This window comes from Pedobacter nyackensis, assembly GCF_900176505.1.
GTDB lineage: Bacteria > Bacteroidota > Bacteroidia > Sphingobacteriales > Sphingobacteriaceae > Pedobacter > Pedobacter nyackensis.
Window position 1 is genome coordinate 992,009 of record NZ_FWYB01000001.1, and the last position, 13,991, is coordinate 1,005,999.

A 13,991-nucleotide genomic window follows, 5' to 3' on the forward strand; every position below is an offset into this window, starting at 1 on the left:
TTTCTTATTGTGTATTAATTGGTAATGTAATGATGAATTCTGTTCCTTGATCAACTTCGGACAGTACATTTATATGCCCTTTATGTTTCTCAATTATACTAAAAACAATTGACAAACCTAAACCTGTTCCTTCACCTACCTCTTTTGTTGTAAAGAAAGGCTCAAATATCTTGTGTTTAACCTGCTCAGTCATACCCGTACCCGAATCTTTAACGCTGATTTTAACACCGCTGCTTTCCTCATACCAGGTACTGATGGTTAAGAGTTCCTCTTCTCTGTCTTTACCGTTCGATTTAATGGCTTGAATAGCGTTCGATATCAGGTTCATGAAAACCTGGTTTATTTTGCCCGGTAAGCACTCTATTTTAGGTAAGTTTCCAAAGTCTTTAACTACCTTCAGGTTATCAGGCATGGTGTTTTTTACCAAAACGAGGGTAGAATGTAAACCCTCATTGATATCAATTGGCTTCAGGTCATCCTCATCCAGACGGCTGAAATTTCTTAAACTTCTGATGATCTCTGCAGTCCGCTTCGCACCGTCCGAAATACCGGTCAGCAGCCCTTCTATTTCATTATTGATGAATTCCAGATCGATCTGTTTTTTGAAGGCATCTATTTCTTTAAGCTGTTCCTCAACATTGCCGTTAGAAAAATCGATATTCTCATATCTCGAAATGATCTCTTTTAAATCGTCAATATCTAATTGTAAAGGCTTAATGTTCGAGGTTACAAAGTTGATCGGGTTATTGATCTCATGGGCGATACCTGCAGTCAATTGACCTAATGCAGCCATCTTTTCTGCGTCAACTAATTGTGATTGAGTAGATTTCAAATTGCTTAAAGCCGCATTCAGTTCACTGTTTGTCTCCTGAAGGGCCTCAGTCCGCTCATTTACCTTTTTCTCTAATTCTACGTTTTGTTGCAATATCAGTTGTTCGTTTTCTTTTGAAATCAATAAGGCACGTTTTTGTGCAAGCTCATTTTCTTTTTTAAAGAAGTTAATCCTGTCTGCAAGGGCAAATGACAGTAACAGTACTTCCGCAACTGAGGCAAATTGAGCTGAGTATGTGGTAAATAGTGAATAGCCGATGATCTCATAATCCTTTAGTATAAAGATGGCCATGCCAATAAACAGGAAAGTCCAGGAAATCAGGTAATATCCAGCAGGTTTAAACTTCTTTTTAAAAAAGATATTAAAGGCGGCTACGAAAGCAATTACTGCACTTGCCATGATGGAAAGCTGCATTCCTATGAACGCTGCACCCATGAAACCAAAGAATAGCGAAATGGTTCCCAATGCGGTAACAAGGCAAATCACATTGAGTAAACGATTGCTCACCGGAGAATTCTCTTTGGTGTTTAGAAAAGACTTCGTGAACCAAATAGAAGCAACCAGGCCCAGGTTAGAAAAAAGGATGACCGATATTTCATTAAAAAAAACGGAATTTATATGAAAGTATTTATTCCCATATCCTTGTAAAGTAATCTGTGTAAGCCAGGTGAAAAGGATACAGAATATATAATTTAAATAACTGGTATCTTTAATACTTAGATACAAGAACATGTTATACGCAAACATAATGAGCATGATGCCCGTATAAATACCAAAGAAAACATCCCTTATCGAAAATGTAGATTGGATAGCTTTCTTTGTTCCTATGAAAATTGGGGTCATTACTACATCAGGCGTATTCAGCTTAAAATAAATTGCAGAATTCCCTCCTCCAAAATTAGCAGGTAAAATAAAGGTGTTTAGATTGCCAACCTGATTCGGCGAAGATATAATCCCATAATTTGTATACCTGACCTGGCTGATTACATTTTTGTCCCTGACAAAAAATACTTCAGTTTCTTTTATTCGGGTTTGATCAATTAAAATCTCTGTGAATCTTTCGAGGTTAATACCAGCAGGTAATGTTGTTCTGATCCATACACCGTGCTTATAGTTTGCCAGGTTAATTAGTCCTGCTCCTAATTTTTTGAAATTATGATGGGTGTTAATTAAACTATTGATGGTGACTGATTCATCAACAGGTATATGTATGTAAGAGTCATGAAGGATGTTGATAAAAGTATCCTCATTATTTTGGTTTTGAGCAGGCTTGGCAATAAAAGGTATAAAGAATACCAGTGTCAGCAGGTATATTCCTCCTAAGATTTTTTTCATTTAAAGGTTATGTCAATAAAAATTTCTATAAAACCATCATTAGTTTTATTTGGAATCTGAAAGGATTGCTTAGGATTTTCTCTGAATGAACGAACGTGTTCTCTAACTTCGTCCAGCGCCGTAGGTAATGTTTCCAACTCATCTGTAATAACAGCGGTAGCAGTAAGGTCTTCTTTAGGATAGTAGAACTTACCATCGATACCGATTTCTCTGATTACTCTGAAACCACCTCTCACTGCATTTCTATAAGTCGCAGGCGCTGTAAGACCAAATAATGAGGTAAGTCCGATATTACTTGATACGGCCAGGCTTACCTGACTTAAAAAATAACTTCCAATTCCCAAACCGGCAACTTCCCAGGAGTTCCATACCCCACACATTTCTCCGGTTCCGGCTGGAGTTCTTTCTTTAACCATATCATAAATCCTTGCATCCATATAGCCCACGGCTTCTTCAATAGGAAGCGGGGTTATTCCGTCTGCCTGTTGGACTCTTGAACCTCCCATCGCTTTTCCATCTGCTTCAGTAGTTACCAGCACAACATAGACATTTGGGTTATACATCCACTCAACTTTTGCAGAAGAAATTTGAGTGATACCATAAATTTCAAGCACGTGCCTGTGTCCATCAATGAATTTTAAGCAAGATTCAGGATCATCTATAGCTTTAAAAGCTTTAAAATAGAGTTTATCAATATTTGTTTTTTGCTCTTCCAATGGATAAAGTTTTATTTATAGGTTTTCTAATTGTACGTACTGGTGATGATTCGGCTTTAAATATTCTAAACATGAATACCTCTGCAATATTATCAGTTATTTTAAACAAATGCTTGAATTTTTGATGTAAATTGAAAATTTGCGCTCTATACTTCTCTGGCAGGTCATTTAATTTCTGAAAATTATTCTTGTAAAAGAAGATTAAAGGGACATTAACAGGGTGAATTTGATAGCCTAATGCTGTAGCTGCCAGCCACAGTTTTTCGAATGCCATGCCCCCTTTTAAAAAACTTAGCGGACTGTTTTCTGTTGAAGTCATCAAGCCAATTGCCGGCGATGATTGGAATTGCTTAAGCGCAAGTGTTTTAAGTGCACTGCCACCTTTTATTTCTTTCAGGAACTGAACAGCTTTCTCGTCTTTCATCAATCTCAAGCCGATCTGGTCATTGTTGCTCAAATCCAGGGTGTTAATGCCAATCCCGTCTTCTGTCGTGATAACTTCTTCCTGGTTCCAGCGCATTTCTTTTTTTATAAAATCTTCATGTGCTGCCGGAATAAACATACGCAACAGATCTGCTTGTCCCGATAGGTCGCCCAGTTCTTTTTTAGCTTCGGTATCTGTAATCCAAAGCAGATCCAGCTCATCAGAACTTATTAAATCTTTAAGCTCTTGCATGTCAGTTGCGCTGATTTCCTCCGATATCCCGAATTTTCTATTGGTATGTCTGTTTGCAATCTGCGCTGCAAGTTTCTGCTCTAAAGCATCAGGTATATGTTTTCCGTTAAAATTGAAAACTGCAATATGATCAGGGAAAAAATCGGGTGTAAACTTCCAATCTATTTTTAGCTCATTAACGGCAGCTTCAAGCAGGAGATTTTCTATTGAAGCCCCTAAAGAAATGTAAGATGAAAGATAATCAGGATCAAGGTAAGCGCCTGAAACGTATTTGTTTAAAAACAAATGCAAACTTCCATTTTCATAATGCCAATGCCATGGTTGATTGTTTCCTCCAGATGGAGCTTTATTCGCTGAACTAATCAGTTTATTTATCAGTTCTTCAGAAAGAACCTCACCTTTTTTATAATCAGTTATCGGGTAAATTGAAAAGTAGTTGGTGATTTCCGCGTTACTTAGTTGTTTGATCCCGACCTCTTCAATTTTTTCTGTTGCAGCAGTTTGGTCAGTAATCAGTTCATCAATGTCAATGAAGAAGCGACCAGATACGTTTAAATTTCCTAATAGTATTTTTCTGGATAAATCTGCTGTTATGCCACCTCCATAGGTCACAGCACTTGCAAGCTGAGGCCATGTGGAAATGCTGGTCATCATTTCAATAACTGAAGCTTTCATTCGTGGAGAAAGCGTTTCTACACCTGTTACAGGTGCAATATATGGAATTTTTTCATCCATACTTTTTAGCGTTTTAAAAACGTCCATGTCCATGTGTTCCACATAGCCATGTAAAACCGGTCTTTCAGGCTCCAGATCAAAACGCTCAATATCAATTGTGCACCTGTCGCTACCTTCCATTAAAACCGGGATACCTAAAGCTTTGGCTTTTTGCCTTGCAGAGATTTTCACATCAAAACTGTCGCACTCATCAATCAAAAGATCAAGCGTTCCGTTTTCCGTTAAAAAAGCGTCAATGTTCTCTTCGGTAATCCCTTCATGAAAGCAAACTACTTTTAAAAAGGGGTCGATCTCCGCAATTTCACGGGCAACAATAACCGTTTTTTGCAAATGTATATTGAATATACCTGTTCTGATACGGTTTAAATTCGAGAGGTCAAGCACATCAAAATCGGCAATACGTAACTCTCCAAATCCTCTTTCAATGGCAAGGGTCAGGGAAACGGATTGTCCAACGGACAGCCCCATTACACCTATTTTTTTTTGCGAAAGCAGCGTTTGCTCTTGCGCTGTAATTTTATGCTTATTTCTGTTGGTTCTTACAATAACAAATTCTTCCTCGTCAAGAAGATGGACTAATTTTTCCGACCATGGGTAATATACCCATATACCATACTCCTCTAAAGGGCTCGAGCCAATATGCTTTTCAACTGCTATTTTTAGGTCTGCCGGAGGAATACCCGGTTTTAAGCATTTAATCAATTCTTCAATCTGAGATTCGATGCAATCAAAAATCTGAAGATGAGGTTTATTAGTAATAAGATCTGCAAAATTATGCATTTCGGTACTATTTTTGGTGTTAAAAAATACAGGCCTGTAGATAGTGTTTAATCGTTTCGTATGGTTAATTAGTGCTTCAATATTTAATTTAGAATAAGCTTGAGACTGCATTTTTTTAATGTAAGTATCTGATAAAAATAAAAAAAATCGGTAAATTATTGAAAGAACTAAAAATAAGCTTTTAAGAGTAATAATAAAAAAGTATTTTTAACTTTTATTTCCAGACAAATGAACGTGAATATCCTTTATGTCGACGACGAACCCCACAATTTAAGTGCGTTTAAAGCCACTTACAGAAGGTTGTACAATATTTTTACCGCAGAATCTGCCGACGAAGGCAGAGTTATTTTAGATAAGGAAGAAATTCATGTAATCATTACTGACCAGCGTATGCCAAAAACTACGGGAGTAGAGTTTCTGGCATCTATATTAGAAAAGCATCCAGATCCAATAAGGATGATTCTGACCGGATATACGGACATTGATGCAGTAATTGATGCCATTAATAAAGGACAGGTATATCGCTACATTCAAAAACCATGGATGGAAGCCGATTTAAAGATCAATATCGAAAAAGCCTACGAGATTTATATGCTTAGGAAAGAGAATAGAGATCTGACAGCGAAATTATTATTAGCAAATCAGCAACTGGAATTTTTATTAAGACAAAATCTGCTATCTTAGATATCCTAACCGGGATATTTAAGAAGTATGTACAGATGGGTTTTTATCATATGGGCTTTCCTGTTCTTCCCATTTGTCAATGCGGAAGCCCAGAATACCTCCAATAAAGGAAAAGAATTTTGGATAGCTTACACCGGTCATATCGACGGGGCAACCTCCAAAATGTATTTGTACATCACTTCAGATGTCAACACAACAGCAGATGTTAGAATTGGTGGACTACCAGTTAGCGGTTCACCATTTCTCATTACAGCAAACCAGGTGCAGGGTGTGTCAATTGACCCTGCAGCTTACATAGGCAGTTCGGATGTTAAAGAAATTGGTAAAGCCATACAGGTAATTGCAGAGAAGCCTGTTGTTGTTTATTCACATATTTTTAAAGCTGCCCGATCTGCAGCTACATTAGTGCTCCCTACAAAAGTACTGGGTAGAGAGTATTATACCACTAATTACATACAGAACAAACAAGGAGGTAACAATCCGGGCCCCGCTTATTCGCAATTTACGATTGTTGCAGTCGAAGACAATACACTTGTCGAGATTACCCCAAAAGCAAATGAACGTAATGGCCGTCATAACGCCGGGCAAACCTTTCAGGTGCCGCTCAATAAAGGGGAGATTTATCAATATCAGTCAGACACCGACTTATCTGCTTCACACATTATTTCTATAGCCAGTGCAAGTGGCTTATGTAAACCTATTGCCGTCTTTTCAGGGAGTAGCTGGGTTGGCTTTTGCAACGATCTCACTCCTTCGGGCAACGGTGGTGATAACCTCTATCAGCAACTGTATCCTATAACTGCATGGGGAAAGGAGTTTATTACCGCACCCTTTATTCATAAACCATATGATATATTTAGGATTTACTTTAGCAAGGACAATACGTCGCTAACCATAAATGGGGTAGCAACAAACCCGGCTACATTTAATAAGGGGACATTTTATGAGTTTACAGCGGCACAAGCTAATAGTATTGTAGCTTCCGAACCCATCAGTGTTGTACAGTATCAAATTAGTCAGACCTGTGATCCTGATAATGTCGGTATACCTAATAATACACCAGTACCACATCCCGGGGATCCGGAAATGACGGTGCTTAATCCTGTAGAACAAACCTTAAACAAGATTACCGTCTATTCTGCACTCAGGAGTCAAACTGTTCCTCCTACAAATATTACTCAGCATTATATCAATATCATTATTAAAGATGAGTTTAAAGCGTCCTTTACTGTTAACGGATTAGCACCGGAAGGGACATTTGTTCCTATTGGTAGCAGCGGTTATTCTTATCTGCAAGAGGATGTGACCGCGAGGTCGACCATTAGTGCAACGCATACCCTTATGGCGGATGGAGGCTTTTCTGCTATTGCTTATGGGTATGGAAATGTAGAATCCTATGGTTACCTCGCCGGCGCAGACGCGAAGAACTTATATCAGAACCTGCAGATTTTTAATGCTACAACCCGCGTGGAAAGGACCGATGTGTGTGCGGGAGAAACGGCAGCCTTTACGCTGGTATTGCCTTATCAGCCAACCAGCATAACCTGGACTATTGACGGGATTGTGGAAGCACCGATACTGAATCCGACATTTAACAGCTCTGAGGTTATCAATGGTACCACTGTGTATAAGTACAATTACAGACAGGATATTCCCTTTGTCCAGCCAAGTGCACATGAGGTTAAGGTTACTATGGTAAATCCGACTCCTTCCGGCTGTGATCCTAACGAAGAGATCATTGTCGATTTTGAGGTCTTTGATCTGCCTACCGCAAAATTTTCTTCCAGTAATGGGCAAACCTGCGCGGGCGTTCCGATAACACTTACCGACGAAAGTATCCCTAACGGGAAGAACATAGCAAGATGGTTTTGGGATTTTGGTGATGGCAAGCCGCTTGTAGAGCGAAGGAACGCCGCTCCATTTGAATATATCTACACCAGTAGCGGAGATTACAATATTACCATGTGGGTAGAAAGTGAATCCGGCTGCGCATCAATACCAACCACACCTATAGCTATCCATGTAAATAAACTGCCGCAAGCCAATTTCAGATTTACGACACCATCCTGCGAAACCAGAAATATTACCTTTACGGATCAGTCGGTAGCCAACGAAGGTGTCATCACAAAATGGTACTGGAAATTTGGTGATGTAAACGCTACTGTCGCTAACCCGAATGAATCTACAGCGCAGTATCCTGTACATGTTTTCTCTCAACCGGGTACTTATACCATTTCTTTGATTGTTGAAACGGATAAAGGTTGTAGTAGTATAGCTGTGGAGCAGCAGTTAGTTATTAATCGACTGCCTGTAGTGGATTTCGATACACCCGATGCTTGTGTGAGTGATGTTGCAGTAATGTTTAACAATAAATCCACCAATGCAGATGGAACCACTGCGGGATTAACCTATCTGTGGAACTTTGGTGATTCGCCCGGTCCGCTAAATACTTCAACCAACGCAAATGGAACACATAAATACAATGCTTTTGGTGATTATACCGTAACACTTACTATAACTTCAGCAGAGGGATGTAGTGTTACACTAGCTAAACCATTCAGGGTAAACGGCGCAACACCTTCGGCAGCTTTTCAGGTGCTGAATGAGAATAACCTATGTAGCAACAGGGATTTGGTTGTAAATGATGAATCGGCTGTCTTGGGCTTTGGTAACCTTACTAAACTGGAATGGTATATAGATGGTGAGAAGGTTAGTGAGAAAAGAAACCCGCTAAGTAATGATACCTATGCTTTAAACTATCCGGCCTTTACCTCTCCATTAACCAAGATAGTAGAATTAAAATTAATAGCCTATTCCGGTGATGTGCAAGGGCCATGCTATAACATAGCAACTAAAACCATTACGCTACATGCAGCTCCGGTTGTAAAGTTTGATGCCTTAGCTCCTGTATGCGTTAACGTAGGGAAGATTCAGATAATAGCAGAAGAGACAGGTAACATACCTGGTCAGGGTGTGTTTACAGGTCAGGGCGTAAGTCCTGCGGGCCTTTTTGATCCGGCACGCGTAGGGGTGGGCACCTGGGATATCACCTATACCTTTACCGGGGATAATCAATGTGCAGACCAAAGAACCCAATCTATTGTAGTGAAGCCTATACCAAAAGTTAATATCGCCAGTGATTTGTATGCTTTTATTGATGGTACTATACAGGTAAATGCTTCCGTAACAGAATCGGATTTAAGGTTCAAATGGTCGCCATCTAAAGGCTTAAACAGAGATGATATATTGAATCCTGTAATTACTGCCGACGATGATAGGGTGTATACTTTAACGGTAACTTCCTCTTTAAATTGCGACGAAACGGTAAGGGTTAACCTTCATGTATTGCGGACTGTTGTACCACCAAATGCTTTTAGTCCGAATGGCGATGGTGTAAATGATGTCTGGATATTAAATCATCTGGAATCTTATCCAAACGCTACCGTAGATATTTTTAACCGATACGGAGAAAAAGTTTTTTTAAGTCAGGGATATTCGATACCTTTTGATGGTAATTATAAAGGGAAACCTTTACCTGTAGGTACATATTATTATATGATTAATCCAAAAAATGGGAGGAAATCTGTAACGGGTTCATTAACTTTAGTCAGATGATATGAAACGCGCCATATACTTAATTCTGATACAGCTGGTATGGACTGTTTGTTGTTTTGCGCAACAGCGGCCACAGTATACACAGTATGTTTTTAACAACTATCTGTTAAACCCAGCAATTAGCGGCATAGAGAACTATGCCGATGTAAAAGTGGGCTACAGGAAACAATGGGCGGGCATTGATAACGCACCACAAACCTCCTTTATAACGGCTCACTGGAACCTGGGGAGTGATTACCTGTGGAGGAATGCGCTGTCTTTACCCGATAAAGGTGATGATCCCATGAGCAGGAATTACATGCAAAATTATACCTCTTCACCTGCACATCATGGGATGGGTATTACAGCGGTTTATGATGAAGTTGGTCCACTTTCAAGACTTGATGCAAATTTAACCTACGCCTACCACCTTCAGCTGAATAATACGTACAACCTATCTGTAGGTGTAGCGGCAGGAGTAAGTAGGATAGGGCTGGATGTTAACGCGCTAACATTTGAGGATCAGAGCCGTATTGACCCTTCCATTTCAAACGGTATAGCCAGTCAGCTTAAACCCGATCTGGGCCTCGGCGCATGGTTATACGGCGGACGTCTTTTTGTTGGTGTATCTGTGCAACAGATTCTGCAGCAGAAACTTTCATTTACCGGTGATCGAAACAATACTATGGGGAAAGAAGTACCGCATTTTTTCGTTACCGCAGGCTATAAACTATTTATTGATAATGAAATCTCTGCAACGCCTTCTATAATGGTTAAACAGGTAAGTCCGGTGCCGGCTTCTATTGATGTAAACTTAAAGGTATCGTTCAAAGACAGGTTCTGGCTTGGTGGCAGTTATCGTAAAGATGATTCCTATGCGGCTATGGCGGGGATAAACATCAGCAAGCTGATTAACCTTACCTACGCCTATGATTTTACCACTTCAGCACTTAATCAGGTCAGCAACGGCAGTCATGAAATCGTATTAGGCCTGCAGCTTAATAATGTTTATGAAGTATTCAGTACCACAAGAATGTGGTAACTCTTGTGAATTAAAGTTCTTTTCTTAGCCTGGCAACCGGGATGTTCATTTGCTCTCTGTATTTCGCTACAGTTCTTCGCGCAATGTTGTAACCTCTGTCTTTCAGGATTTCGGTAAGTTTCTCATCTGCCAAAGGCTTGCGTTTGTCTTCGTTTCCGATGCAATCTTCCAGAATTTTCTTCACCTCTTTGTTGGATACTTCTTCGCCACTTTCTGTTTGTATGGCTTCAGAGAAGAAGGATTTTAAAAGGAATGTACCAAATTCAGTTTGCACATATTTAGAGTTGGCAACACGAGATACCGTTGAGATATCCATATCTATTTTATCTGCAATATCCTTCAGGATCATCGGGCGCATTTTACGCTCATCACCTGTAAGTAAGTATTCGTATTGATATTGCATGATGGCATTCATGGTTTTAAGCAAGGTTTGTTGCCTTTGCTTAATGGCATCAATAAACCATTTTGCTGAATCCAGTTTTTGCTTTACAAATTGTACAGCCTCTTTCAGTTTTTTATCTTTTTGGGCAGCCTTATCGTAATGTTCAAACATATCGATATAAGATCTGCTTACTCTTAATTCAGGGGCGTTTTTCGAGTTTAAAGTAAGAATCAGAACCCCATCATTGTTGGAAACATGAAAATCAGGGATAATCTGAAGTTGTTTGGTAGTCACCTGATTAGAGTCGCCCGGCTTCGGGTTTAATCTCAAAATCTCTGCAATGATTTCTTTTAAATCTTCACTGTTCAGGTTTAGTGCTTTTTCCAGTTTATCGTAGTGTTTTCTGGTAAACTCGTCCAGATAATTTTCAACAATAAGTATGGCTTTGATTATGATAGGATTACTAAGATCCTTACGTTTCAACTGTAAAGTAAGACATTCCTGCAGATCTCTTGCAGCGATGCCCGGAGGATCGAAATTTTGGATTACCTTAAGCATTTCCAGTACATCCTCTTCTTCAACCATTACGTTTTGAGAAAAGGCAAGATCATCAATCATGGAAGTGATTGGCCTTCTTAAATAACCGTCATCATCCAGACTACCTATGATTTGTTTTCCGATAATAAAATCCTGATCGGAGAGTGGAACAAGGTCAAGTTGCTCTTGTAAGCTTTCAAAAAAGGTACTTTCAATGGCTATTGGCGTCTCTTTTTTTTCTTCATCATCGTCGTTGTTATTGTAAGATGTGCTGTAGTCATTTACATCATCGTCCTGCAGATAATCATCAACATTAAACTCATCTGTATTTTCTTCCTTTGCGCCGGCATCAAAATCCTCAGGGGTGTCATTCAGATCGTCGTACTCACTTTTAGGCTCTTCTGCTATCATTAAGCTCGGATCCTCAAGCGCCGGATTTTCTTCCAGCTCTTCTTTTATGCGGGTATCTAGTGCCACAGTTGGTACCTGCAGCAGCTTTATAAACTGAATTTGCTGCGGCGATAATTTCTGAAGTAATTTTTGTTGTAGATGTTGTTTTAGCATAAAAGGATGAGCAGGTATTTATGTACCCGCTTCAAAAATACACATTTCGTACAGATAAAAGTAATTAGACAAATTATATTAAAGGAAGCGGCTGATTAACAGGAATGAATTTCTTAAATAATTTAATCCAGGTCTATCCTGGCTACATAAATACTATCCCCAACCAGTTTACCATTGGCCGAAGCAAAGCTCATATAACAATGTAGCGGGCCTTTGAAATATTTCTTTGGAATATTAATGTTATGCTCACCAGTGTATCTATCTGATGCAGCAATGAATTTGAATGCCCTTTGTTTTGTCTGATCATATATTAAAAAAGTGGCCAGATCAGTGTATTGGCAACTGGCGTTTTGTGTCTGCGGCAGCCAGCTGAAAATAAGATGGGTTTCAGTAATTTTAACCTGCGGTTCTTCTGGTGTAGCGATATGCCCTCTGCTATATTTGATTTCGGGGTAGTTGAGTGCGAAACCATTTTCAGTTTTAACAAAAGCATGGGGGTAGTTATAGCTAAATGCAGCGTTTACTTCTGTTGGCCCTTTGGCATATTTTTTAAAACCCGGCTTAACCAGCATATCTATTCTGCTTAAAAAACGGTTCAACAGACCAAATTTACTTTGTTCATCCAGCTGTTTATCGGTCGGCGGCTTGTTGCTTTTGCGGTAAGGTGCTGAAACCACATTTAAATGTCTATGACGGCGAGCGGTAATTGAGCCTGTCTTTTTATAAGTAGGCCCATGTAATCCTCCTGGTAGTATTCCCATTGTTTTAGCTTACTAGTGCTTAGTCTTGTTTATTGAAGGCCCCTGTATAAGCGCTGTCGGCCAGTTGTTTCCTATCTGCCGAGGCAAATGAAATATAGGTTTCCATGTATTGATTTTTTAAACTGGCAGGAATTGGGAGTAATGCAGTTCCTGAAGACCTGTCGCTGCCAAAAAGCGTGTAAAATACCTTTTCAGCTTTAGGGAAATAGGCCAGCATCATTACCTGGTCTGTAGACTCCGGAAAGGCCATTTTTAGATCTGTATCCCAGGTATATTGAATTCCTGCTTCAGTTTGGAGTACCTGTGGATTTTGAGCAGGCATTAAAATTCCTTTGCTCAGTATAAGCAGATCATAATTGATTTTGAAATCGGGGTATACGCCGCTAAACATGTTTTTTTTATTGTAGGCCACAGCAAGGTTAAATGCATTTTTATCTGTTCCCTGCATTTCAATGCCAAATCCTATGTTGATGACATCCTGTATCCGGCTGATAAATTCGCTGCAGATTTTGGTTTCTAATCTGGAACTAAGCTGTGACAGCGTAGGAGGTTTAGTGCTTCTTCCGATTTTTCGGGATACCAATTTACCGTTTAACATGTAGTAAACTACATTACCAATTCTTCCACAGTGCTCGCCATGGGGTCCGTTTTTCGCAATTGCCATAGTCAGTTTATAAATGGTTTAACCTTGTTTTGTAATCCCAATTTAATTTGTAATCGACTGGAATCCAAGCTGCGCCCAGTATGATGACTATATGATGATGTCCGTTCCTAGTATGAGTTTACATAAGAAAGTTTTTCAAAACAGGAAAATGAGTATAAAAAACGAACGCCCAAGTAAGGGCAAAGGGGGAAGAGTTTCTCCGCATTCAGAAAGTTTCAGAGTTCAGGTTGCACTAGAATACATCCAAGGTTCCTACAGTTACCCTCAGGTAGCAAAAAAATATGGCGTGAGTGAACAAAGCATTATATCCTTTGTATCTTGGTACCGAAAGACTCAGCTTATGTCAGAAGAATCCATTGAATCAACAGGTGTGCCTTTGAGTTCAGAAGATCAAAAAAAGCTTGAAAAGCGACTTTTGTTAGCAGAAATGAAGATTGCAGCTCTTGAAAAGGTGATTGCAATCGCCAACCAGGAGTACAATACAGACCTCAAAAAAAAAGCTGCTACCAAGTGATTTATGAGCTAAAAGGAACACGCAAATATTATAGTATCGATAATCTTTGTGCTGTCTTTGGCTATACCAGACAAGCCTGGTATAGCCATTTAAGAAGCGTACGGCTATCTTTTATAGAGCAGGAAATTGTACTTGAAAAAATATATGAGATCAGAAAAGAGCTTCCTAAGACCGG

10 protein-coding genes are annotated in these 13,991 nt (G+C 39.4%); 4 read left to right on the forward strand and 6 right to left on the reverse strand.

The window, feature by feature from the left end; translation table 11 throughout:
* Positions 1-4 precede the first annotated feature (4 nt).
* From B9A18_RS04215 to B9A18_RS04225, 3 genes are read right to left on the reverse strand one after another with little or no spacing between them, the layout of a single operon-like run.
* Positions 5-2,167: a 7TM diverse intracellular signaling domain-containing protein gene (locus tag B9A18_RS04215; RefSeq protein ID WP_084287392.1), complete on the reverse strand. Its 2,163-nt coding sequence runs from the start codon at positions 2,165-2,167 to the stop codon at positions 5-7.
* Positions 2,164-2,883, reverse strand: coding sequence for a hypothetical protein (locus B9A18_RS04220; RefSeq protein WP_084287393.1), 720 nt, complete (start codon positions 2,881-2,883; stop codon positions 2,164-2,166). The genes B9A18_RS04215 and B9A18_RS04220 overlap by 4 nt, the downstream gene beginning before the upstream one ends.
* On the reverse strand, positions 2,858-5,185 hold the full coding sequence (locus B9A18_RS04225) for an Rv1355c family protein (protein WP_084287394.1): 2,328 nt from the start codon (positions 5,183-5,185) through the stop codon (positions 2,858-2,860). Before B9A18_RS04225 ends, B9A18_RS04220 begins: the two co-directional genes overlap by 26 nt.
* 117 nt (positions 5,186-5,302) lie before the next feature.
* Between B9A18_RS04225 and B9A18_RS04230 the strand changes: the two genes are divergently transcribed.
* The 3 genes from B9A18_RS04230 to B9A18_RS04240 are packed head-to-tail and all read left to right on the forward strand — an operon-like array spanning position 5,303 to position 10,394.
* Positions 5,303-5,758 carry a response regulator gene (locus B9A18_RS04230; protein WP_169472257.1) on the forward strand — a complete coding sequence of 152 codons (456 nt, stop codon included), beginning with the start codon at positions 5,303-5,305 and terminating at the stop codon, positions 5,756-5,758.
* Between the two features lie 27 nt (positions 5,759-5,785).
* On the forward strand, positions 5,786-9,373 hold the full coding sequence (locus B9A18_RS04235; protein ID WP_084287396.1) for a PKD domain-containing protein: 3,588 nt from the start codon (positions 5,786-5,788) through the stop codon (positions 9,371-9,373).
* A 1-nt stretch (position 9,374) separates the two neighbouring features.
* The gene (locus B9A18_RS04240; protein ID WP_084287397.1) at positions 9,375-10,394 is read left to right on the forward strand and encodes a PorP/SprF family type IX secretion system membrane protein; all 1,020 of its coding nucleotides are present in this window, start codon (positions 9,375-9,377) and stop codon (positions 10,392-10,394) included.
* A 10-nt stretch (positions 10,395-10,404) separates the two neighbouring features.
* On the opposite strand, the gene rpoN is transcribed toward B9A18_RS04240, so the two are convergent.
* From rpoN to B9A18_RS04255, 3 genes are all read right to left on the reverse strand, one after another.
* The gene (gene rpoN / locus B9A18_RS04245; RefSeq protein WP_084287398.1) at positions 10,405-11,877 is read right to left on the reverse strand and encodes an RNA polymerase factor sigma-54; all 1,473 of its coding nucleotides are present in this window, start codon (positions 11,875-11,877) and stop codon (positions 10,405-10,407) included.
* A 122-nt stretch (positions 11,878-11,999) separates the two neighbouring features.
* Complete coding sequence (locus B9A18_RS04250) at positions 12,000-12,638, reverse strand: DUF6266 family protein (protein ID WP_084287399.1); 639 nt, start codon at positions 12,636-12,638, stop codon at positions 12,000-12,002.
* A 19-nt stretch (positions 12,639-12,657) separates the two neighbouring features.
* On the reverse strand, positions 12,658-13,302 hold the full coding sequence (locus B9A18_RS04255) for a DUF6266 family protein (RefSeq protein WP_084287400.1): 645 nt from the start codon (positions 13,300-13,302) through the stop codon (positions 12,658-12,660).
* Positions 13,303-13,450: 148 nt separating this feature from the next.
* On the opposite strand from B9A18_RS04255, the gene B9A18_RS04260 reads away from it, so the two are divergent.
* Entirely contained in the window at positions 13,451-13,816 is a 366-nt protein-coding gene (locus tag B9A18_RS04260; RefSeq protein WP_084287401.1) for a hypothetical protein, read from the forward strand.
* Positions 13,817-13,991: the final 175 nt, after the last annotated feature.

Bases quoted from the DNA above. Each gene is read 5' to 3' on its own strand.
- B9A18_RS04215 (WP_084287392.1), bottom strand. From the start codon at position 2,167: ATGAAAAAAATCTTAGGAGGAATATACCTGCTGACACTGGTATTCTTT.
- B9A18_RS04225 (WP_084287394.1), bottom strand. From the start codon at position 5,185: ATGCAGTCTCAAGCTTATTCTAAATTAAATATTGAAGCACTAATTAAC.
- B9A18_RS04230 (WP_169472257.1), top strand. From the start codon at position 5,303: ATGAACGTGAATATCCTTTATGTCGACGACGAACCCCACAATTTAAGT.
- B9A18_RS04235 (WP_084287396.1), top strand. From the start codon at position 5,786: ATGTACAGATGGGTTTTTATCATATGGGCTTTCCTGTTCTTCCCATTT.
- B9A18_RS04240 (WP_084287397.1), top strand. From the start codon at position 9,375: ATGAAACGCGCCATATACTTAATTCTGATACAGCTGGTATGGACTGTT.
- rpoN (WP_084287398.1), bottom strand. From the start codon at position 11,877: ATGCTAAAACAACATCTACAACAAAAATTACTTCAGAAATTATCGCCG.
- B9A18_RS04250 (WP_084287399.1), bottom strand. From the start codon at position 12,638: ATGGGAATACTACCAGGAGGATTACATGGGCCTACTTATAAAAAGACA.
- B9A18_RS04255 (WP_084287400.1), bottom strand. From the start codon at position 13,302: ATGGCAATTGCGAAAAACGGACCCCATGGCGAGCACTGTGGAAGAATT.
- B9A18_RS04260 (WP_084287401.1), top strand. From the start codon at position 13,451: ATGAGTATAAAAAACGAACGCCCAAGTAAGGGCAAAGGGGGAAGAGTT.